This is a genomic window from Gulosibacter sp. (genome assembly GCF_052090685.1).
In the GTDB taxonomy this organism is placed as follows: domain Bacteria; phylum Actinomycetota; class Actinomycetes; order Actinomycetales; family Microbacteriaceae; genus Gulosibacter.
The window spans coordinates 164,451-185,586 of record NZ_JBQDBE010000003.1 but is presented as its reverse complement, the minus strand read 5'-3'; the positions used below and the strand labels follow the sequence as shown (position 1 = coordinate 185,586).

Annotated in this window: 18 protein-coding genes and 1 CRISPR repeat array; of the genes, 12 read left to right on the top strand and 6 right to left on the bottom strand. The window is 60.4% G+C overall.

Features of this window, described 5'->3' with window-relative positions; all coding sequences use genetic code 11:
• Window positions 1–132 precede the first annotated feature (132 nt).
• The 9 genes from cas3 to ACTHXA_RS03280 all read left to right on the top strand — a co-directional run bounded on the left by cas3 (window position 133) and on the right by ACTHXA_RS03280 (window position 11,806).
• Complete coding sequence (cas3, locus tag ACTHXA_RS03320; RefSeq protein ID WP_441669323.1) at window positions 133–2,997, top strand: CRISPR-associated helicase Cas3'; 2,865 nt, start codon at window positions 133–135, stop codon at window positions 2,995–2,997.
• Window positions 2,998–3,031: 34 nt separating this feature from the next.
• A complete protein-coding gene (gene casA / locus ACTHXA_RS03315) occupies window positions 3,032–4,732 on the top strand; it encodes a type I-E CRISPR-associated protein Cse1/CasA (protein ID WP_441669321.1) in 1,701 nt (566 codons plus the stop codon).
• A complete protein-coding gene (gene casB, locus ACTHXA_RS03310) occupies window positions 4,729–5,427 on the top strand; it encodes a type I-E CRISPR-associated protein Cse2/CasB (protein WP_441669319.1) in 699 nt (232 codons plus the stop codon). Before casA ends, casB begins: the two co-directional genes overlap by 4 nt.
• 161 nt (window positions 5,428–5,588) lie before the next feature.
• Window positions 5,589–6,737 (top strand): type I-E CRISPR-associated protein Cas7/Cse4/CasC, encoded by a 1,149-nt coding sequence (gene cas7e / locus ACTHXA_RS03305; RefSeq protein ID WP_441669317.1) that lies wholly within the window; start codon window positions 5,589–5,591, stop codon window positions 6,735–6,737.
• Complete coding sequence (gene cas5e / locus ACTHXA_RS03300; protein ID WP_441669315.1) at window positions 6,737–7,438, top strand: type I-E CRISPR-associated protein Cas5/CasD; 702 nt, start codon at window positions 6,737–6,739, stop codon at window positions 7,436–7,438. Before cas7e ends, cas5e begins: the two co-directional genes overlap by 1 nt.
• Window positions 7,438–8,139, top strand: a complete 702-nt coding sequence (gene cas6e / locus ACTHXA_RS03295; protein WP_441669313.1) for a type I-E CRISPR-associated protein Cas6/Cse3/CasE — start codon at window positions 7,438–7,440, stop codon at window positions 8,137–8,139. Before cas5e ends, cas6e begins: the two co-directional genes overlap by 1 nt.
• 2 nt (window positions 8,140–8,141) lie before the next feature.
• Window positions 8,142–9,128 carry a type I-E CRISPR-associated endonuclease Cas1e gene (gene cas1e, locus ACTHXA_RS03290; RefSeq protein WP_441669311.1) on the top strand — a complete coding sequence of 329 codons (987 nt, stop codon included), beginning with the start codon at window positions 8,142–8,144 and terminating at the stop codon, window positions 9,126–9,128.
• A complete protein-coding gene (cas2e, locus tag ACTHXA_RS03285; RefSeq protein WP_441669309.1) occupies window positions 9,125–9,466 on the top strand; it encodes a type I-E CRISPR-associated endoribonuclease Cas2e in 342 nt (113 codons plus the stop codon). Before cas1e ends, cas2e begins: the two co-directional genes overlap by 4 nt.
• Window positions 9,467–9,525: 59 nt before the next feature.
• A CRISPR array of direct repeats spans window positions 9,526–10,164; the repeat unit is 29 nt; unit sequence GTGCTCCCTGCGTGAGCCGGGATGATCCC.
• Between the two features lie 391 nt (window positions 10,165–10,555).
• Window positions 10,556–11,806: an ATP-binding protein gene (locus tag ACTHXA_RS03280; RefSeq protein ID WP_441669307.1), complete on the top strand. Its 1,251-nt coding sequence runs from the start codon at window positions 10,556–10,558 to the stop codon at window positions 11,804–11,806.
• A 189-nt stretch (window positions 11,807–11,995) separates the two neighbouring features.
• On the opposite strand, the gene ACTHXA_RS03275 is transcribed toward ACTHXA_RS03280, so the two are convergent.
• On the bottom strand, window positions 11,996–12,598 hold the full coding sequence (locus ACTHXA_RS03275) for a hypothetical protein (RefSeq protein WP_441669305.1): 603 nt from the start codon (window positions 12,596–12,598) through the stop codon (window positions 11,996–11,998).
• 200 nt (window positions 12,599–12,798) lie between these two features.
• Between ACTHXA_RS03275 and ACTHXA_RS03270 the strand changes: the two genes are divergently transcribed.
• Complete coding sequence (locus ACTHXA_RS03270) at window positions 12,799–13,569, top strand: SDR family NAD(P)-dependent oxidoreductase (RefSeq protein ID WP_441669303.1); 771 nt, start codon at window positions 12,799–12,801, stop codon at window positions 13,567–13,569.
• A 220-nt stretch (window positions 13,570–13,789) separates the two neighbouring features.
• Entirely contained in the window at window positions 13,790–14,173 is a 384-nt protein-coding gene (locus ACTHXA_RS03265) for a hypothetical protein (protein WP_441669301.1), read from the top strand.
• Between the two features lie 71 nt (window positions 14,174–14,244).
• Here the strand turns inward: ACTHXA_RS03265 and ACTHXA_RS03260 are convergent, their stop codons facing one another.
• The 5 genes from ACTHXA_RS03260 to ACTHXA_RS03240 all read right to left on the bottom strand — a co-directional run bounded on the left by ACTHXA_RS03260 (window position 14,245) and on the right by ACTHXA_RS03240 (window position 19,971).
• Entirely contained in the window at window positions 14,245–15,630 is a 1,386-nt protein-coding gene (locus ACTHXA_RS03260; protein ID WP_441669299.1) for a dihydrolipoamide acetyltransferase family protein, read from the bottom strand.
• A gap of 10 nt (window positions 15,631–15,640) precedes the next feature.
• On the bottom strand, window positions 15,641–16,627 hold the full coding sequence (locus ACTHXA_RS03255) for an alpha-ketoacid dehydrogenase subunit beta (RefSeq protein WP_441669297.1): 987 nt from the start codon (window positions 16,625–16,627) through the stop codon (window positions 15,641–15,643).
• A 13-nt stretch (window positions 16,628–16,640) separates the two neighbouring features.
• Window positions 16,641–17,618: a thiamine pyrophosphate-dependent dehydrogenase E1 component subunit alpha gene (locus tag ACTHXA_RS03250; RefSeq protein ID WP_441669295.1), complete on the bottom strand. Its 978-nt coding sequence runs from the start codon at window positions 17,616–17,618 to the stop codon at window positions 16,641–16,643.
• A 212-nt stretch (window positions 17,619–17,830) separates the two neighbouring features.
• Window positions 17,831–18,829 (bottom strand): aliphatic sulfonate ABC transporter substrate-binding protein, encoded by a 999-nt coding sequence (locus ACTHXA_RS03245; protein WP_441669294.1) that lies wholly within the window; start codon window positions 18,827–18,829, stop codon window positions 17,831–17,833.
• Window positions 18,830–18,879: 50 nt separating this feature from the next.
• A complete protein-coding gene (locus ACTHXA_RS03240) occupies window positions 18,880–19,971 on the bottom strand; it encodes an LLM class flavin-dependent oxidoreductase (RefSeq protein WP_441669292.1) in 1,092 nt (363 codons plus the stop codon).
• Window positions 19,972–20,266: 295 nt separating this feature from the next.
• Here ACTHXA_RS03240 and ACTHXA_RS03235 point away from each other — a divergent pair, with 295 nt between their 5' ends.
• Window positions 20,267–21,118 (top strand): ABC transporter permease, encoded by an 852-nt coding sequence (locus ACTHXA_RS03235; protein WP_441669290.1) that lies wholly within the window; start codon window positions 20,267–20,269, stop codon window positions 21,116–21,118.
• Window positions 21,119–21,136 lie beyond the last annotated feature (18 nt).

Here is a 21,136-nt window from a genome sequence, read left to right as displayed (position 1 = left end):
TGCAATGATGATCGAAACTTTTATATAATCCAGGGTCACCTTGCCAGATCAGCATAAGAGGCTGCAAAATATTTCGATGATGATTCAGAAACAGCACTGCTGCAGCCACAGGTTTCGTGGAAGCCACTGCGCGTGCTAGATCGTGAATTAGCGCCGGTAAGCCGGATCGCCAGCAAAGCTTGGGCAAAGTTCGATCGAACTGCATTTTTTGCGGACCCTTCCTTCCCGCTATATGCTCACCTCCAAGACACCGCGGCAGTGGCCTCCCAATTATTTGACCAGTGGTTCTCGTTTTCACAAATTAAACTTCTCGCAGAGTGTTTCGGCACGAAAGAAACCGCACACAAGATCACCGTGTGGCTAGCTGCCGCTCACGATGTGGGGAAAGCGACAGCAGCATTCGCAATCAAAGCGCCTGCTCTGGAGTCACAAATGAGAGATGCGGGTTATGTTTTCCCAGAACCCACCCCACCAGCGGAAGAACAGCGCGCATTTCCCCATGGGCTCGCTGGCCACCATGCTGTAATTCGACACCTCGAGCCCTTGGCAACCCGAGGCCGAAGACAGCGCGCGAGCCTACATATTGCCGAGATAGTTGGTGGCCATCACGGCGCTTTTCCAGACACCAACGCGAAAATTCCCTTTCATTTCGACCAGGAACTCGGTGAAGACAAGTCCTGGCATGAAGTCCGGAAAGAGCTCCTAGAACGAGCCGATCAAATCGCAGGTATTGACGAAGACTCCTGGTCCCAAATCCTCGATTCGGTCATCCACGAACCCGTTCAGGCACTCTTAAACGGATTTCTTATCGTCTGTGACTGGATCGCGTCAAACCAGACACTATTCCCGTATGACAGGAAAACATCGGCGAGTACTCGCGCCTCGAAAGCGCTGCGTTTTCTTAATTTCGGCGATCATTGGAACCCAAGTCCAATCACAGATGCAGGCGGATACTTTCAAGAACGATTCAATATCTCTACCCCGCGCCCTGTACAGCAGGACGCGGTTGAGCTTGCCAATAAACTCAGCGAACCCTCCCTCATGCTCATTGAGGCACCGACAGGAGAGGGCAAAACAGAGATGGCATTTGCGTGCGCAGAAGTGTTCGCCGCGAATTTCGGACTGCAGGGTGCGATGGTCGCGCTTCCCACGCGTGCAACATCCAACGCGATGTTCAACCGCGTGTTGAATTGGCTCCAGGCCAGTATGGCTGGGAATAGTGCGGTTTCAGTTTCGCTATCGCATTCGAAAGCACTCTTCAACGAACGGTTCCAGGCTCTTTTCGATCGCGACGGCGCGAATGAAACTTACGATGATGATTATCGTCGAGACAACCAACACGCGATTAACGCCAATCAATGGTTCCTCGCTCGGAAACGAAACGCATTCGCCGATTTTGTCGTCGCCACAATCGACCAGCTACTCTTCATGACGTTGAGGGCGAAGCATCTCTCACTCAGGCATCTCGGATATAGCGGCAAAGTAATCATCATCGACGAGGTGCATGCAGCGGACGATTTCATGCGCACTTATTTGCTGCGAGCGCTGCAATGGCTCGGTGCCTATGGAGTTCCCGTCATCGCGCTGTCAGCGACGTTGCCGCCGGAGCAACGTGAAGAACTGCTCCACGCCTATCGGCAAGGGGCTCGCCAAGGCCTTGATTGGGATGCAGACATTATCATTACCGATGACGACGACGTCGACCCAGAAATTATCGCATTTGCGAATGAACCTACTTATCCACTCGTCACTGCGGTGGGTGCTGAAACGAGTCATCAGATATCACCCGCACGGTCGAGCAGAAGTTCCAGCTTTGGTCTCGAAGAAACTGCCGATGCCTCAGTTGAATCGATCGTGAGCGCCGTCCTGAGTGAAGCGGATGCCGGCGGCTGCATCGCTGTAGTGCTGGACACCGTCGACAGAGCCCAAAAGGTATTCGATCTGCTCGCCGAACAATACGACGGCGAGATCGCACTCTTTCACTCGCGGTTCACGGTCGAATCAAGAAACCACCGCGAACAGGAACTGGTCGAACGGTTAGGCCCAAATTCTGCAGAACGCCCGAAGTCGATGATCATCGTGGCGACCCAGGTCGTGGAGTCCTCACTAGACGTTGATTTCGACATGATGTTCACTGATATCGCACCGATCGATGCCCTTATTCAGCGCATCGGTCGAGTTCACCGACATGCTCGTCCACTCGCTGAGCGGCCCACAACCATGCAACAACCACGCGTCGTCTTATCTGGCGGCATCGGCATGTTGACAGGCACCGAGCCGCCCGAATTCAACTCGGGGGTGCTTCGGGTATACGGAGATTCCCTGCTACTACGAACGCTCATTGCCCTCCGGCTGCGGAATGAGCGTTCGGGGGATCAGAAGATCAATATTCCCGAAGACGTTCCGGGACTCATTCGTACCACCTATCAGCCGGATCTCGTCCCAATTCCAGGCTGGGAAGACCGACTGACCAGCGCCGACGAAGAGCGCGCACAGAAGATCCACCGTCAGAAAGAAGAATCGCGACAGTTTGTCATCGATCCGCCGGGAGAGGGCCAGATCGACGGATGGAGCAAGCGTTCACTCACGGAAGCCTCCGAAGAAGCTCGCGGAGGCGCACAAGTACGCGATGCCGAACTCTCGATCGAAGTCGTGATTGTTCAGGAAATGAATGGATCGGTTTACTCACTGCCATGGCTACCAGAACAGCATGCAAGTCAACCGGTTGATCTCATTTATGGAATCGAAGAGGACCTCGCCGAAGCCGTTGCGACCTGCACTGTGTCACTCCCTTCATGGATGACCCAAGGAAAGGGGTTGGACGGGGTGCTGGACGATCTCGAGAACAACGGGATTGAGGCGTGGCAGCAGTCCCGGTGGCTCAAAGGGATGCTGCCGCTCATCCTCGATGAAGATTTTCGAACCGAGATAAACGGACATCGACTCCTATACGACCAGGGGCTCGGTCTCATGATTGAAAAGAGCGATGCGAAATGATGACGCGGTGCGACCAACTGAGGATGAGGAATTCGTGACCAATCCACTCACATTCAATTTGCTCGACGAGCCCTGGGTTCCGGTCGTCGATAAAGACGGGTTCGAGCTCGAAGTATCGATTCGGGATGCGATTCTCAAGGCGCAGCATTTTCGCGACCTCGGGGGAGAACTGCCGACAGTTCGATTCTCCGTCCTACGAATACTGCTCGCGATCGTGTATCGCGCCCTCGATCAGAAGCCAACGCGGTATGCCGCGGAGAGCTGGGGGGAGCTGTGGAATCAGCCGACGCTCCCGGTAGAGCCCTTCGAGCAGTACTTCTCCGAATGGCACCATCGATTCGATCTCTTGGATGCCGCAGATCCGTTCATGCAGACCCCCACGCTCCGAACGGCCAAGGATGAATGGAAGCCTGTTTCGCTCATCGTCGCCGATTCGGATCCAGACCGCGCACTGTTCACGATGCGCAGTGAGCTGCAGTCGATCGGCTTCGCCGAAGCCACCCGCTGGCTGGTGCACGCTCATGCCTATGACTATTCCGGAATCAAGTCGGGAGCGGTCGGCGACGATCGTGTCAAAGGCGGCAAGGGATACCCGATGGGCCTTGGCTGGGCGGGATGGCTCGGCGGTGTTTCTCTCGTCGGCACAGACTTGCGGGAGACGCTCTTGCTCAACTTCATCCGAAATCGCACTGCCACACAGAAGAGCGATCTCCCGATCTGGGAACATCCGACGATCGGGCCAGGCATCCGCACGAATGATGAGATCGGGCCGATCGGGCCGTTGAGCCTGATGACCTGGTCGCAACGCCGCATTCGACTCCGTGTCGAGGACGATCGAGTCAACGGTGTGCTCGTCACGAACGGTGATCCGGTCGAATACACGATTCGGCAGACGGACGAACCGATGTCGAGCTGGCGCTTCAGCGAACCTCAGAGCGTCAAGGCGAAGTCGACGCGGTTCATGCCAAGGAAGTTGGAGCCCGGTAGGACACTCTGGCGCGGGCTCTCCACGCTCCTTCCGACAGCTGATAGCGCTAAACCGTCTCCGGCGGTTGCCAATAAATGGAAGATCGCTCAAAGCGCTGAGCCCGCGCAGCTCCTGGACTGGTTGGGAGAACTCGTCAGGGAAAAAGTCCTCCCCGTGGACAAGATCGTCGAGGTCAGCGCGGTCAGTATGGACTACGGCACTCAGAACGCCAGTTTCGCGGAGGTCGTTTCGGACCGACTCGCCATCGCCGCGGCCCTCGCAGATCTCAACAAGCATCCGGGCTTATTGCGGATTGCCGAGAGTGCAGTGAGCCGCACTGACAGTGCGATTCGGGCACTGGGGCAGCTCGCGAGCAATATCGACCGGGCAGCCGGAGGCAACGGGGATGGCGCATATGCCGATACCGTTGCGGATGCCTACTCTGCGATGAACCTGGAATTCAGGCAGTGGTTGATCCAGGTCCTCCCCGAGGCTGACGGCGCTCGTCTGCTCCAGGATTGGACCGAGTCGGTTCGCCGTACGATTCGGATGCGGGCGGAGCAGCTCGTCGAGTCGGCCCCGAACACGGCGTGGATCGGCAGAAGCGACAACGGTACGGAAATCTCGATCGCCACGGCGATGCGTTGGTTCGACAGTGCGATCTACCGCGCGCTCGGCGCGCCCCCGGTCCGCACCATCAACGAGGCCACGACCGAAACAATCGACTCGAACAGCGACCAGACTATTGAAACGGAGATCGCGCGATGACTGCCGAGACACAGACCGCAACAGAGCCTGTCACAGAATCCGACACAGTGCCCGCCGCACCGGCCACGGAGGCCGACGCCGGAAAGCCCCGCACCACATCCGCACTCATCAATTCCTACATGGTCAAAAGGCTGCACCGCCTGCAGCAGACCTATCTCCAACGCACCGCGACCGCCAAAGCCGACCTTGCGACGCTCCGAAGCATCGACCCGACCAAGGACGACCGCCTCGTCATGGCTTGGGAAGCATCTTTCGACGACGCTCCCGTGGAGCTCGTGGGCCGAGGGGATGCGCCTACCAAAGCTGAGCGAGTTGTCGTTTCGGGACTGCACCTGTACGCGGTGCACCAGCAGTCCCTCGCCGTCCCGATGCACGAACTCGGACGTGGGCTCGGCACCGCTATTCGCGCGCTGGCGAACCCCAGCGACTCCGAGAGCCGGGAAAAACCGGTGATGCGTCGCTACCACGCACTCAGCACAGCGACGGAATACTCCGAAATCATGCATCACCTTCGTGGGCTCGTCTCACAGTTTCGGAGTTCCAAGATCCCGCTCGACTACGCGAAGCTCACGACCGACCTCTACTTCCTCTTAAACCCGGAAACTCGCACTCGGGTGCGGCTTGCCTGGGCTCGAGATCTCGCCCGCAAGAGTAAAGCCGAGGATGAACCCGCCGCGGCTGAGACCAGCAACTAGCGAGACCCGACACGCACCAAGTCTCGATACTTTCCAGGCTCGAAACACGCCCGGCCCGAAACCTGTCGGGCCTCACAACTCGCCTGACCTCACCGCTGGCCAACTCCAACACTCACTTCTTCGCCAACCTTCTGCCTCGCTCGTATCTAAGGAGATAACCCATGACCGCCACCGCGCGCACTTTCATTGACATCCATGTCTTGCAAACCGTTCCCCCTTCGTGCATCAACCGTGACGACACCGGTTCCCCGAAGACCGCAACCTTCGGCGGTGTGACCAGGGCGCGAGTTTCGAGCCAGGCCTGGAAGAAGGCAACTCGCGATGAATTCAAGCGGCACCTCGACGACTCCGAAATAGGCGAGCGCACGGTGCGCGTGGTGGAACGAATCGCGCAGCAGATTCGCGCATTGGACGAATCGATCGATGAAGCACAGGCTACCGAGACCGCGACCGAGGTGCTCAAGGCCACCGGAATCAACGTCAAGATCGAGAAGAAGAAGGCAACGGAAGGCCAAGAGGCCAGCGAAACACGGCACACCGGCTATCTCATCTTCCTCTCGCGCGCGCAGATCAATTCGCTCGCCGAACTCGGACTCGGTGCGATTCAGGGCGAGAAAATCAACAAGGCCGAGGCCAAGCGTGCGTTCAACGACAGCAACTCGATCGCCGTGGCACTCTTCGGCCGGATGATCGCTGACGCACCGGATCTCAACGTCGATGCATCCTGCCAAGTCAGCCACGCCATTTCCGTCCATGCTGCCGCATCCGAGTTCGACTACTTCACAGCGGTCGACGACAACGCGCCCGAAGACATTGCTGGCGCCGGCATGATCGGCACCGTCGAGTTCGTCTCTTCGACGCTCTACCGCTACGCCACCATTGACGCCGAGCGACTCGTCGAGAATCTCGGCTCGAAGGAAGCCGCGATCCGAGCAGTCGAGGCCTTCGTGCGCGGCTTCCTCGTGAGTATGCCCACCGGCAAGCAGAACACCTTCGCCAACCGCACGCGCCCCGGGGTCGTGCTCGTCGAGGTCCGCGAGGATCAGCCGGTCAACCTCGCTGCAGCCTTCGAGAATCCGGTTCGCGCCGACGGCGGAGCGCTTCCCCTCGCAGCAGGACGCTTGGTCAACCACGCCCTCCACGAAGACCGCGAATTCGACACCGCTCCCGTGCGCAGCGCAATCCTCGTTGCCGATCCCGCAGCCAAAGAACAGGTCACACCGATCCTCGAGCGGGCACAGGAGTCCACACTCAACGAGCTCGTGTCGATGACCGCGGAGACGCTGCGGGAACGCCTGAAGGGCGAGTAATGGCGACCCTAGTACTCGAATTCGCCGGTCCTCTGCAGGCTTGGGGCAGCGAGAGTCGTTTCTTTCGGCGCGAGACCAGTATGTTCCCGACCAAGAGCGGTGTCATCGGGATGATCGCTGCCGCCGAAGGGCGCCGTCGCACCGATTCGGTCGAAGATCTGGTCTCGATCCGCTTCGGCGTCCGTCAAGAGCAGCAGGGCTCTCTGTTGCGCGATTTCCAAACGGCCGTTGACTGGCGGACCCGGAAAGCACATCCACTTTCCCAGCGGTACTTCGTGGCGGATGCTCGCTACCTCGTCTTCCTCGAGGCCGACAAGTCCCTGCTCCAGGGGCTCGGCGAGGCAATAAGTTCACCGGTCTTTCCCCTCTACTTAGGGCGCCGCTCGTGCCCGCCCGCCGGCCGACTTGTTCGCGGCATCGAGGATGGGTCGCTCGAGAGCGTTCTGGAGACGCAGCCCTGGCGCGCATCCGACTGGTATCGCAAGAAGCAGAGCCGACACGTCTCCCTCCTATGGTCTCGGGATGCTGCCCCCGGGGAACGCCATGACGAGTCCGTCCGAGACCTCCCCAAGAGCTTCGACCCCCGCCATCGTGACTATGGCCTGCGGGACGTCGTGCACGGCTGGACTTCGGTCGAGAACAAGGATGGCCGCAAACCCAGCGCACATGATGCGCTCGAACTACTCGGAGGTGAGAGCTGATGCAGCTCACCCGGATGCATCTCAACCCGCGTCGCCGGCAAACGATGCGGTTCCAGCGAGACCCGCAGGCGCTGCACGCCGCGGTCGCTTCCGCGTTCCCGCCAGGTGAGGATGAGGCCAGGACGCTGTGGCGTCTCGACGTCGACGGACATGAGACAACGCTGCTCATTCTCAGTTCCCGAGTGCCTTCGCTCGAGCACTTGCAAGAGCAGGCGGGTTGGCAGAATGAGCAGACTTGGGAGTCACGAGATTACGGTCAGTTGCTCGCTCGGCTCATGAAGGGGCAGCGTTACGCCTTCCGTCTGGCAGCGAATCCCGTCCATACCGTGACCGGTGAAGACGGCAAGAAACGACGGCTCGCGCATGTCTCGGCGCCGCACCAGCTCGGATGGCTTGGGGAGCGTGCCGACCTCATCGGTGTGCGCTTCTTGGATGAGGTCGGCGAACCGCAAGCGTTCCCAAGCCCGGACGACACGCATCCGCTGCCTTTGCCTGGTGTGCGTATCAGCGAACGGAAGACGCTCAAATTCCGTCGCGGCAGCCAGCAAGTAACACTGGCTCAGGCACGGTTCGAAGGCGGGATCGAAGTGCACGATGTTGATCAGCTCCGAAACACTCTCGTCCAGGGAATCGGAAAGGCCAAGGCGTACGGGTGCGGTCTCATGACGCTGGCACCCTTGCGGTCCGGAGCCGAGACCTAGCCATGGCGAACATCCCTGGGGCCAAGCCGTCAACCCCATCTGAGCTGGGCAGAGTCGAAGATCGCATCAGTTTCGTCTACCTCGAACATGCGATCATCGCCCGTGACGCCAATGCTCTGACGGCCACGACCGAGGATGGCATCATCCACTTGCCGAGTGCCGGGCTGCTCGTGCTGCTGCTCGGCCCAGGCACAAACGTCACTCATCAAGCGATGACGGTCTTGGCCGACAGCGGTGCAGCCTTGGTCTGGGTCGGCGAGCAAGGCGTCCGCTACTACGCTGGCGGGCGGCCACTCGCGCGTTCTACGCGGCTGCTGGACCGGCAGGCGGCGATCGTTTCCAACACGCGACGGCGGATGGCCGTCGCCCGCAAGATGTACGACATGCGTTTCCCCGATGAGGACACCAGCGGCCTCACAATGCAGCAACTGCGCGGTCGCGAGGGTGCTCGAGTTCGTTCACTCTATCGAGACTGGTCGAAGCAAACGGCGGTCGAATGGTCTCGACGTGATTATGATGTCGAAGATTTCGACGCGAGCGACGATGTGAACCAGGCGTTGTCGGCGGCGAACTCTTGCCTCTACGGTGTCGTGCACGCCGCGGTCGTTGCGCTCGGATGCTCCGCAGGATTGGGCGTTGTCCATACCGGTCACGATCGCAGCTTTGTGTACGACATCGCCGATCTCTACAAGGCGGAAACTGCGATCCCGGTCGCGTTTCAGTCCGTGGCGTTGATGCGTGCAGAAGCGGGGCCTGAAGGGCTGATCGATCCTGTCGAACTCGGAACTATTGTCCGTCGAAGGATGCGTGATCGCTTTGTCGAACTCAAACTTGTGGAGCAAATCGTCACGGATTTGAAAAAACTCCTCACTGAAGACGAATCTGGAGAAGGTGACAGCTCGAGCGAAGCGGACGGCGAGAATCAGCTTTGGGATGTTCGCGGGTCCGTGTCCGGTGGAACCAATTACGAGGATGAGCCGGCGACATGATCGTATTAGTGCTGAGCGCCTGCCCACAGGGTCTGCGCGGGCACCTAACTCGCTGGCTCTACGAAGTCAGCGCTGGGGTATTCGTCGGCAAGCTCAACCCGAAACTGCGCAAGCACGTATGGGAGTTGGTGCAAGAAGAAGTCCATGGGCGCGCGCTCATGATCTATCCCGACCGTAAGACCGAACAGGGATTCGGGTTCTTGTCTCACGGGCACGACTGGGAGCCGCAAGACATCGAGGGAGTCACTTTGATGGTCCGCCCGAATGGCAAACGCAGTAGTTCCATGCGGAAGGGGTGGTCTGCGGCATCGCGGCATCGGCGAGGGAAGAAGAAGTGACGGGGACGCAAGTGACCGTATTCTTCGGCCGAGTCCCGAAGAACGCCTGATCAGAAAGTGTGCTCCCTGCGTGAGCCGGGATGATCCCCACCACCATCCTTTGTATAGGACTTTTGCGCCGTGCTCCCTGCGTGAGCCGGGATGATCCCCGAGACATTCAGCGAGTACCACGAGGAAATCGGTGCTCCCTGCGTGAGCCGGGATGATCCGCGGGTGGGCCGGTTCTGGTTTGTGGAAACCACGTGCTCCCTGCGTGAGCCGGGATGATCCGAGCGCGTCGTCCGCGGCGTCCGAGGCGATACCGTGCTCCCTGCGTGAGCCGGGATGATCCCTGATGAGGGCCTCGACGGATGGTTGACGGCGAGTGCTCCCTGCGTGAGCCGGGATGATCCCGAGACGCTCGCGATACTTGACGAGACCGCGCTGTGCTCCCTGCGTGAGCCGGGATGATCCCTCGTCATGGCGTGTCACTGATGAAGGAAGGGCGTGCTCCCTGCGTCAGCGGGGATGATCCTGTCGACGTACGGCAGCATGTTGATTGGTGGGTGTGCTCCCCGCGTGAGCGGGGATGATCCGTGGGCCGATACCTGCTCTCGCAGATCGTAAATGTGCTCCCTGCGTGAGCGGGGATGATCCGCTGGAGGACACGGTCTTTGTTGTCTGCGAGCGGTGCTCCCTGCGTGAGCGGGGATGATCCCTGCATCATCCAGTTACCCGACTCTGCCGCACTGCACCGGCACCGCTGGTTTTCTTCGGGATGGCAAGCCTTGGATCGGGCCCAATTGGCGGAGTCGGCGCCGTCGACAACCGAACCGCCATCCTGCCCATCCCAACGACCGGACATTCCTTCGCCCAATTGCGTTCCCTGACCTATTTGGGTTTAGGACAACCGCGATGGGGCTGGCGAGGGACAGGCTTGGGCTGGGTCTTCGAGGCGACAAAACTGCCGCTCACCAAGTATGAATCCGTGCGGTAAGGGGGAATGGCTCGGCCTGGCCTGAGTTAGCCAAGTTCTCACACATGGAAATTGGTAGCGTAGGGAGCGTGAAATTGGTAGCGTAGGGAGCGTGAAATTGGTAGCGTAACGGCATGGATTACCTAGAGCGGGCAATTGATGCAGAGCTAGATGAACTACTACCACTCGCTCCAGCAATCGCAATCGATGGGCCGAAGGGCGTCGGAAAAACTCGCACGGCGAGCCGTCGATCTAACACACACATACATCTGGACTCTTCTGAGGAGAGACGCCTCATAGAGGCCGACCCTTCTCTGACCAACCTCCCTGCCGGAACCGTGCTCTTGGACGAATGGCAGGAATTGCCCGAAGTTTGGGACAGGGTCCGCCGCCATGTGGATCGTGGCGCACCGCCAGGACGATTCCTACTGACTGGAAGCGCAACACCGAAAAGCGCGAGAGGAACGCATAGCGGCGCCGGGCGCATCCTGTCATTACGTATGCGCCCTATGTCATTAGCGGAGCGAGGTAGCACCTTGCCGACCACAAGCCTCGCTGCCTTAATCCGGGGCGAGGCTACGACGATTAGCGGCACCACGGATTGGAAGCTCAACAACTACCTCGAGGCAATCGCTGCCAGTGGCTTCCCCGGGATGATGGCGCTCCCGCCACGCATACGTATGCCTCAATTAGATTCTTACATTCAGCGCGTAATCGACCGCGATTTGCCAGACCTCGGATTTACGGTTCGTCGCCCAGAGACACTACGCCGATGGCTCGCATCTTATGCCGCCGCTTCTTCAACGACAACGAGTTACACAAAGATCATGACAGCGACCACCGGTGGGGACGGAGAACAGCCCGCAAAAACCACTACCATCGGCTATCGCGACCACCTCACGCAGCTCTGGTTGCTCGACGAAGTACCGGGATGGGAGCCTCTAGGCAACGAACTTGGGAAGCTTGGTCGATCCCCTAAGCATCAACTCGCTGACCCGGCACTAGCTGCCCGCCTTTTGGGGCTCACGGAATCGAGCTTCTTGACTCCGCGCGGAGCGCATATGACTGGCCCGCTATTCGAGTCACTCGCAACGCTCTCCGTGCGAGCCTCGGCACAAGTGGAAGGGGCAAGAGTAGGACATTTGAGAACCAGCAGCGGCAATCACGAAATTGACCTAATCGTTGAAGGCACAGATGGACAGGTGCTTGGAATAGAAGTGAAGCTGACTGCGTCCGCGGGCGATGACGACGTGCGTCACCTGCTCTGGCTACGTGATCAACTCGGCGAGCGAGTAAGTAATCTGGTCATCATCACAACTGGCACCCATGCGTATCGTCGGCGAGACGGCGTGGCAGTTATTCCACTCGCATTACTTGGGATCTAACTTCTGCACAAACACGGGCACCGGTAAAGCGAAGGCGGCCTGAAGACGAAGGTCAGATTAACAAGGTACCGCCCATGCGCCTGCAGTCACGTCCATTCTGCGCATTCTTTGCTCGCAGGTGTGTCGTCCTTCGTTAGCGCCGGAAGCTTTTCAATGACGAACCACCCGTCCAAAAATCCTGACCACAATTCACCGCGCGTTGTAAACCGTAATCTCCCCCGCATCCAGCGCCTCGCGATACTCACGGAAGACCGCGAGCGCATCCTCTCGAGCGAGACCATCGAGCACGCGGATCCCCCGCCGTTCGAACTCTTCTGCCCAATTGTCAATCATTGGGCCCTCGTCGAACGTCGTGAGTTCCTCAACTTCCGGCCCTGACCCCGCGAGCGCGAGTGTCGTGATTCCCGACCACATCGCTGCGCCATAACACTGCACGCACGGGCGCCAGTTCACGACGAGCTCATGCGCCGGCAGTCGCTCACCGCCAAGATTCCACTTCCCGAGACGAGCCTGCGCCAGCCCAAGTGCTGTGACTTCCGCGTGCGCTGACGTGACGCCGCTCGACAGCACGACATTCACGCCGACCGAAACGATGCGACCGGTGTCCGCCTCCGCGACCACCGCGGCAAACGGCCCGCCGTTTCCTTCGCGCCAGTTGCGCGCAGCCAGCCGATTCACGAGCGCGACACGATCCTGTCGGTCGGGCAACACATCCGGAACTTCAGCGAGTTCATCCGCAATCCAATCTGGAAGCGCGATTTCGAACGAGGACGCAAGCGGTGGGAATTCCATACCTTCCAGGCTCCCCCAGTTCAGAGCTCAGCGCACCTATTCATCGCAAGTTTTTGGCGAGTTTCAGCATTCAGGAGCCGTCATTTCTGCGAGTGGCTTCTCAGCCAAAAATGGGATCCTTATTTGACCTACAGATGTCTGAAAAAGCTCGTGCTGATCGGAACTTTTTCGGGCAATAACGCACTCGAAAGGAAGTCGAAATGGGTCGTCTAACCGACAAAGTTGCCATCATCACCGGAGCCGCCAGTGGCATGGGTCTCGCAGGTGCACAGATCTTTGCAAAAGAAGGTGCAAAAGTCGTCATGACCGATGTCACCGAAGATGCGCTCGAGCGGGAATCGGCCGCACTCAAGGAGACCGGTGCATCCGTTCTTGCGCTCCGACTCGACGTCGCCGACGATCAGAACTGGACCGAAGTCGTCGAGAAGACGGTCGCAGAGTTCGGCAAAATCGACATCCTCGTGAACAACGCGGGCGTCCACAAGCCGCTCGGTGTGCTCGACACCACCGAGGACGACTGGAACTTCGTGATGAACATCAACGCGAAGGGCGTCTGGCTCGGCATGAAGGCAGTGATTCCGCACCTCCAGAAGGCTGGCGGCGGTTCGATCGTCAACGTCTCGTCGATTGCCGCGTTCCTCGGCGGACTGCAATCAGACGGTGGCGGCATGGCCTACTCCGCGTCGAAGGGCGCCGTGCGCTCGGTCAGCAAGCACGCCGCGCAAGCGTTCGCGGGCGACAACATCCGCGTGAACACGATCCACCCCGGACCGATCTACACGGGCCTCGCGAAAGCAACCGGCATCACCAAGGAACAAATGGGCGAGGTCTACGGCGCGGGAACACCCATCCCACCGCACGTCGGCGACCCCGAGGACATCGGCTACGGGATGCTCTACCTCGCCTCGGATGAGTCGAAGTTCGTGACGGGTGAAGAGCTTGTGATCGATGGTGGGTCGATTACGCACTAGGCGCGAGTGGGAAGCCAAACGCTACCGTTAGCAGCACCTCTACGCTACCTTTAGCAGGCCTCGAGTATAACGACGCAAGTACCGCCCCAACACCAGCTTGTAGGATGAACGGAATCACTCGTGTCTCTGCCTGACGCCGAACCACGTTCAGGACATTCATTCAAGCTCGCATCGGGCCTCGGAGCGCGAACCTAGTGACATGGTTGAACAGAGGAGAACTGTGCCCCGAATCACCATTGGACTTGGAATCGTCCTCATCGTTGTTGGCGCTGTCGCGTACTTTGCGACAGGCATGACGAGCTGGACCGCGCTGATTCCAGCAATCCTTGGCGCGCTCATCCTGATCTCCGGTCTCATCGGGCTGAAGAGCCCGAAGATTGGAATCCACATTGCGCTCGTCTTAGCACTCCTGGGCCTCATCGGTACCGGGATGAACGTGATGCAGATCGGCGCGCTGCTCGCCGGTGAAGCCGAACGCCCTATGGCGGTCATCACCAGCCTCATCACATTCGTGCTGCTCATCGTGTACATCGTGCTCGGTGTCCGCTCCTTCATCAACGCGCGTCGTTGGAAGGAAGACAAGAATGCGGAGGTCTCCGCTTAGGAGCACCTACAACTGAGGGCGTCGCAGACACTGACACAGTGCCTGCGACGCCCTCAGCCGTTGTATCTCGACTACAACAGATCCCGCGGACGCTCGAGCCGGCGCACCACATCCTGCAGGAACAGCGCACCCGGGTAGCCGTCGATCACGCGGTGATCGATCGTCAGGCTCAGCGTCATCTCCTGCCGCCAGGCGAAGCCGCTGCCGAAGCGCACCGGCACCTCCCGCGAGCGCCCGACGCCGAGAATCGCGGCCTGCGGCGGATTCAAGATCGGCGTGAACGCGTCGATCCCCTGCCCACCGAGACTCGTGACGGTGAAAGTGCCGCCCGCATAATCATCGGGCGATAACTCACCCGAACGCGCCGCGCCAGCCAGCTCTCGAACGCGCGCGCCGATCTCTGCGAGACCGAGCTGATCCGCATCCCGAATCACCGGCACCACGAGCCCGTCATCGAGCGCGACAGCCATCCCGACATTGACTGCGTCTGCCTCCACAAGTTGGTCGTCGACGAGCTGCGTTCGCACCACGGGATGCTCGCGCAACGCGAGCGCGCAGGCCCGGATCACCGCATCCACATACCCGGGCTTCGGCGCGCCACCGCCAATCGTCTCCCGTAACTGGGCGAAGTCGGTGACATCCGCCGTGCTCGTAAGGGTCAACTGCGCGGTGCTGCGCAGCGACTCGGTCATGCGCTCGGCAATGACGCGTCGCATTGTGGATGGTTTGGTACCGGTCGCGGTCCTCGTCTCGTGGTCGACGGCAGGCTTCGCCTCGGATGCAACGGCTCCAGTCCCGGCGCCAGCCCCGGCAGCCATCGGCTTCGGCGGCTTCGGTGCGGATGCGCTCGCAATCGCCGCCTCAACATCCGCCACGACAATGCGCCCGCCGGTGCCAGTTCCAGTCACACCGTGCAGGTCGACGCCCTTTTCTTTCGCGAGCTTGCGCGCGAGGGGAACCACGCCGGTGACCCGACCTGATGCCTCCCGCGCGGCCGCCGCATCCCGCCGGACCGCTGCGACACCGCCGGCCTCAGCATCCGCGCCAACAGCATCCGCGTCGGCAACATCCGCGCCGGAAACATCCACGCCACCATCCGGTGCGACTTCGGTGGGCCGCACTTCGGCCACCTCCCCGACCGCCAGCGGCACATCCGTTCCAGCCGTCTCGACAGCTGCCTCTAGCGCATCCTCGCCAGCAGCCGCCCCAGACGCTTCCGCCTCAGCGAGAATCTCGACCAGGACGGTATTGACTTCGACGGTCTCGTCTTCCGGAACCAGCAGCGGGCCGATCACTCCCGCGGCAGGCGCGGTCACCGTATTTGTCACCTTCGCGGCCTCGACCTCCACGAGTTCTTGGCCTTCAACCACCGCATCGCCCTCGGCCACGAACCACTTCGCGATCGTGCCCTCGGACATCGCCATGCCCCACTGGGGCAGTTTGACACTCGTACTCATCGATTCCCCCTTAGTCCAGCACCGCGCGCACGGCCTGTTCGACCTTCGCGGCGTTCGGGTACAGCGACATCTCCATCTTGGAGTTGTACGGAATGTGCGTGTGCGGCGTGACGACGCGCTTGATCGGCGCCTCGAGATCCCAAAACGCATCTTCGGCAACAAGCGCCGAGATATGGGATGCGATCGACCCGAAATCGTGCGCCGGATCAACGATCACGAGGTGCCCGGTCTTCGCAACCGACGCGAGAATCGCATCCAGATCGAGCGGGAAGATCGACCGTGGATCGAGCACCTCCACCGAAATACCGTCTTTAGCGAGGGACTCGGCCGCCTGCAGCGCCGGGGCAATGCCGCCGGCGATACTCACCACCGTGACGTCGGTGCCCTCACGTTTGATATCGGCCTGCCCGAGCGGGATCGAGAAGTCCTCCGCGGCATCCGGAACCTCACCCTTCACGCCCGCCTGCGTGAAGTCCTCGAACACGAGCACCGGATCGTTCGTCTGAATCGCCGTTTTGAGGAGCCCATACGCATCCCGTGGCGTGGATGGCGCGACGATCTTAAACCCCGGAATCGTGGCCATTGTGCTGTAGGGGCGGTCGGAGTGCTGCGCCGCATTCGCGACCGCGTACATCATTGGCAGCCGAATCGTGATCGGTAGGCTCGCTTGGCCGCCGTAGAGGTAGGTGGATTTCGCGATGATCGAGGTGAGTTGGTCCATCGCCACGTAAAGGAACGGGGCGATTTCGATTTCGATGATCGGACGCATCCCCACCATCGCGGCACCCGCGCCGGTGCCGACGTAGCCGTTCTCCGAAATTGGGGCATCGCGGACTCGCTCCTGGCCGAATTGCTCCGCGAGCATCCCGTCTTTGTTGCCGGTCGTGCCGAGCATGTTCCAGCTGACGTCGAGACCCATGATGAAGGTCTTGTCGTCGCGCACCATTTCTTCGCGTTGTGCCTCGACGATCGCGTCGAGATAGGTCAATTTGCGCATGGGGTTGCCTCTCTTAGCGTCGGATCTCGACGGGCTCGGTGAATACGTGGGTGAAGGACTCTTCTGGGTCCGGCTCGGGCGACTGCCGCCCGTATTCGACTGCGGACTCCACTTCTGCCGCGATTTCGGCGTCGATCGTGTCGAGGATGCTCGTGTCGAGCCCGAGTTCTCCGGCTCGAGCGCGGAAGAGGTTAAGCGGGTCTTTGTTTTCGCGCCAGTCGGCAATCTCGGATGCTTCGCGATAGGACTCGTTGAGGAGCCCGACCGCGTGGTTTTCGTAGCGATACGTGCGCGTCTCGACGAGGGATGGTCCTTCGCCGGCTCTCGCCCGCTGGACCGCCCTGGTGACTGCCTCGTACACTGCGACAAAGTCCTGACCGTCCACGATTTCGCCCGGCATGTTGTAGGCGACCGCGCGGCCCGCGATCGAGTCGGATGCGACGACCTTCCGCCACTCGGTGAGCTCGCCGTAGCCGTTGTTCTCGCAGAGGTAGACCACCGGGAGGTCCCAGATCGAGGCGATATTGAGCGACTCGTGGAAGGTTCCCTCATTGGATGCGCCGTCACCGAAGAAGCACAGCGTCACCTTCCCGTTTTGCTGCATTTTCGAGCCCAGCCCGGCGCCGGTTGCGACCGGCAGCCCTGAGCCGACAATGGATGTCTCGCCGAGCGATCCAACCGAGAAGTCGGAGAGGTGCATCGACCCGCCTTTGCCCTGGTTCACGCCATCCTTGCGCCCCATGAGCTCGGCCATGAGGCCCCGGATGTTAGCGTTCTTGCCGATCGGGTGGCCGTGCGATCGGTGCGTGCCGACCATGTAGTCGCTCTCTTCGAGAGCGAGGCACGAACCTACGATCGAGGCCTCCTGGCCGGTCGAGGTATGGAAAGCGCCGTACAGCTCTCCGTTGAGCAGAAGGCCCTTCGTGGTTTCTTCAAACTGACGGATGCGCGACATCCGCCGATACGCTTCGTAGAGTAAATCTTGGTCCATGGCTTCGCTCCGTTCGGGCCGCGCCGTCGTTGGCGCACTGGCCTGCTGTTGTTTCGTCGTTGTTCCGGCTGCGTCCTCGTTGAACCTGCCTCAGCGCAGAAATCACGTCATCGTTGACGCACGAGCCCGGCCAAAACCCGGCCCGTATGGCGAACCGTACAACACCTGTCGGGGAATTCAAGGAGGATCGGTGTCCACGAGAGCGGAAGCCGCTACTCCGCAGTCGCTGCCTGCACGAATTGCAGGTCGTACATGGTGGCGAGCGCTTCGTCATAGGACTCCTGATTAATGACATCGCCACTGTCGACCATGTAGCCGCCGATGGTCGCGAGCACCGGCTCGAGTTCGGCAGCGTTCGGCGCAGGATCGATGTCGAACTGGAGTCGCTCGAAGGCGAGCTCGGCCACATCCATCTCGATCCCCGAGGCCTCAGCGTAGATCGCCGTCGCTTCCACGGGATGCTCAAGCGTCCATTCGCGAGCGCGCTCATAGGTATCGACGACGAGCTGCACGGTCTCGGGATGCGCCTCAATGAATGACTCGTTCGCATTGAGGAAGATAGGGCTGATCAGATTTGGATTCTCGTAAATGAGTTGCGCGCCGCTGAGCTCCGCAGCAGCGAGGATCGGGTCGATCCCGGCCCAGGCGTCGATCACTCCGGTTTCGAGCAAGCTGCGCCCCTCGGCGTGCTGCAGGTTCTCGAAAGTGAGGTCCTCGGGCGAAAGACCGTGCAACTCGAGCGCCTGCAGGGCGAAGTAGTAGGCGTCGGTGCCGCGCGTGGCCGCGATCGTCTGACCAGCAAGCTCCGACACCGACTCGATCGAAGAGTCCTCGTCGACCGCAAACGCGAACCCCTCCGTGGCGTGCGTGAGCAGGATCGTCTTGATGGGCGTGCCATTCGCCCGGGACTGCACCGCGGGAGCGCCTCCGGTCGTGGCAATATCCACCGTGTGCGAGCGCAGATACTCATTTGCCTTATTCGAGCCGGAGGAGAATACCCAGTTCACCTCGACGTTCTCCGCCGCGAGTTCTTCCTCGAGCCACCCCTGGTCTTTGATCACGAGACTGAGCACGCTGTAGGTCGCGTAGTCAATATTGAGTTCGGTGAGCTGGCCGGAGTTCGGTGCGCAGCCGGCGAGTGTGCCGACCAGCAGGGCGACACTCGCGGCGATTGCGACACGGCGGAGTTTTGTGAAGCGGTTTCGAAGCATCGTGTCGGGTCAGCGATTCGCGGGTCCGGGCTGGGTACGGATGCGCGGGCTCAGCTGAGTACTCCACGTTGCTTCAGGATCGGAGTCACGCCTTCGCCGAACCAATAGGCCTCTTCGAGGTGCGGCGTGCCCGAAAGGATGAATTGGCTGTAGCCGCGGTCGAGATAGCGCTCGATCGCATCCGCCACTTCGACGTGGCTGCCGACCAGTGCCGTTCCGGCGCCACCGCGCACGAGACCGAGCCCCGCCCACAGGTTCGGTTCGAGTGTGAGTGCCTCGCGGTCATAGGTCTCGGGACGAAGCGCGGCCATGCGGCGCTGACCTTCGGAGCCGCTATTCGCAAACTCCTTCGTCGCTTCGTCGATCTGCTGTTTCGGGATGCTCGCCACGAGATCGTCGGCGACCTGCCAGGCTGCCTCTGACGTGGGCCGGGTGATGACGTGAAAGCGGATGCCGTAGTCGAGTTCGCGGTGGTGTTTGGCCGCGGCTTCGACCACGCGCTCTCGCTTTTGCGCAGCTTGCTCGAGCGGCTCTCCCCATGAGAGGAACACATCCGCGTGCTCGGCTGCCATTTCGATCGCCGCGTTGGAGGAGCCGCCGAGGTATACGGGAGGCATCTTCGAGGCGGTGGGGAGGAACGCATCCTCGATGTCGAAGTGGTTGCCGGTGAAGTCGACCGACTTGCCCGTCGCGAGCTCGCGCATGATTGACACGTATTCGGCGGCCCGGGCGTAGCGCTGGTCGTGGTCAACGCGATCGCCGAACCGTCGCTGTTCTGCGTTCTCGCCGCCAGCGACGACATTGAGCCGCAGTCGGTCGCCGACGAGCCGCTCGAAGGAACGGATCATCTGCGACTGCACGGTCGGCGAGATGAGCCCCGGACGCATCGCCACGAGCATGTCGATCGTGGATGTTTGGGTCGCCACGGCCGTCGCCACCGTCCAGGCGTCGAGGCACCAACTGCCGGTCGGAATGAGAAGGGAGTCGAACTCCATTTGCTCGGCGGCGCGAGCAATTTGGACGAGGTAGTCGAGGCTCGCGTCGCGTTCGTTCGAGGACACCGCGTCCGCAAGGTTGTAGGTCGCGCTCCCGGTGAGGAGACTGCTTCGCGAGTCTCCCGTCGTGGGGAGAAACCATTGCATTGACGCTCGTTGACTCATCGAACCTTCTCGGCTTTGCTTGTGACCCTATCGGCTTACCTTGTAGGTGCCAGTGCACAGGATATGCCTTTTAGGTAAAGGTGCAAGTGTTCCCCGCGTGCGGATTCACCACCATGGGAAAATTCTGGAAAAACGCTTCTACAGCACAGGCAGAACGTGCGCTCACACATTCGTCCTGGTAAATAGTTGCTTGCCAGCACCGCCATCCGCTATATTTGCCACATTGGGAAAGCGGTTACCCACTTGACCACTTACAAGGACGTAAGGAGACCTCCGCATGACCAGTGCGACAACAGCAACCCCGGTGATTGATTCACCGCAGAACAACCGCCGCGCACCAAAGAAGAAGAGCGGCTCATGGCTACAGTCAATGAGTGGATACCTCTATCCGACGATTTTTGTCGCCATCGCCTTCGTTGCGTGGTGGATTGTCACCGAAGCAGGCCTCATGGCAGCGTACATCCTGCCATCACCGGCAGACACACTTGCTGCCTTTACCGACAACGTCGCGTACCTCTGGGGCCACACGCTTGTCACCACTTGGGAGACCCTCCTCGGTTTCGTGATCTCAGTCGTGGTCGGTATCGCCGTCGCCATCGTGATGGTGTACTCCCGGACTCTGGAACGAACCTTCTACCCGCTCATCCTCTTCGCGCAGGTGATCCCCAAGATTGCGATCGCGCCGCTGTTCATCGTGTGGATGGGCTTTGGTCCCGAACCGAAGATCCTCGTCGCAGTCTTGATGGCGTTCTTCCCGATCGTGATCGCAGGTATTAGCGGTCTACGCACGATCGACCCCGAGATCCTCGAACTCACCAGCACCATGGGCGCCTCGCGGTGGAAGACCTTCATGAAGGTTCGTTTCCCCGCGGCCCTACCCGAACTGCTCTCCGGCATGAAGATCGCAGCAACCCTCGCGGTTACCGGTGCGGTGGTTGGTGAGTTCGTGGGCGCGAACGAGGGCCTCGGCTACGTAATCCTGCAGGCCAATGGCAATGTCGACACCGCGATGCTCTTCGCCGCACTGATCATCATGTCAGTCCTCGGCATCCTGCTCTTCGCCCTCATCCTTATCGCAGAGCGCATCCTGGTGCCTTGGCACTCCTCGCGACGCAACCTCGAGCAGTAACGACTGCCCGCATCCGAC

Excerpts from the sequence above, each read along its gene's own strand:
- cas5e (WP_441669315.1), top strand. The coding sequence starts at position 6,737 with ATGGCGACCCTAGTACTCGAATTCGCCGGTCCTCTGCAGGCTTGGGGC.
- cas7e (WP_441669317.1), top strand. The coding sequence starts at position 5,589 with ATGACCGCCACCGCGCGCACTTTCATTGACATCCATGTCTTGCAAACC.
- ACTHXA_RS03245 (WP_441669294.1), bottom strand. The coding sequence starts at position 18,829 with ATGCTTCGAAACCGCTTCACAAAACTCCGCCGTGTCGCAATCGCCGCG.
- cas1e (WP_441669311.1), top strand. The coding sequence starts at position 8,142 with ATGGCGAACATCCCTGGGGCCAAGCCGTCAACCCCATCTGAGCTGGGC.
- ACTHXA_RS03275 (WP_441669305.1), bottom strand. The coding sequence starts at position 12,598 with ATGGAATTCCCACCGCTTGCGTCCTCGTTCGAAATCGCGCTTCCAGAT.
- ACTHXA_RS03240 (WP_441669292.1), bottom strand. The coding sequence starts at position 19,971 with ATGCAATGGTTTCTCCCCACGACGGGAGACTCGCGAAGCAGTCTCCTC.
- casB (WP_441669319.1), top strand. The coding sequence starts at position 4,729 with ATGACTGCCGAGACACAGACCGCAACAGAGCCTGTCACAGAATCCGAC.
- cas2e (WP_441669309.1), top strand. The coding sequence starts at position 9,125 with ATGATCGTATTAGTGCTGAGCGCCTGCCCACAGGGTCTGCGCGGGCAC.
- ACTHXA_RS03255 (WP_441669297.1), bottom strand. The coding sequence starts at position 16,627 with ATGCGCAAATTGACCTATCTCGACGCGATCGTCGAGGCACAACGCGAA.
- ACTHXA_RS03250 (WP_441669295.1), bottom strand. The coding sequence starts at position 17,618 with ATGGACCAAGATTTACTCTACGAAGCGTATCGGCGGATGTCGCGCATC.
- ACTHXA_RS03235 (WP_441669290.1), top strand. The coding sequence starts at position 20,267 with ATGACCAGTGCGACAACAGCAACCCCGGTGATTGATTCACCGCAGAAC.
- ACTHXA_RS03270 (WP_441669303.1), top strand. The coding sequence starts at position 12,799 with ATGGGTCGTCTAACCGACAAAGTTGCCATCATCACCGGAGCCGCCAGT.
- ACTHXA_RS03260 (WP_441669299.1), bottom strand. The coding sequence starts at position 15,630 with ATGAGTACGAGTGTCAAACTGCCCCAGTGGGGCATGGCGATGTCCGAG.
- ACTHXA_RS03280 (WP_441669307.1), top strand. The coding sequence starts at position 10,556 with ATGGATTACCTAGAGCGGGCAATTGATGCAGAGCTAGATGAACTACTA.
- cas6e (WP_441669313.1), top strand. The coding sequence starts at position 7,438 with ATGCAGCTCACCCGGATGCATCTCAACCCGCGTCGCCGGCAAACGATG.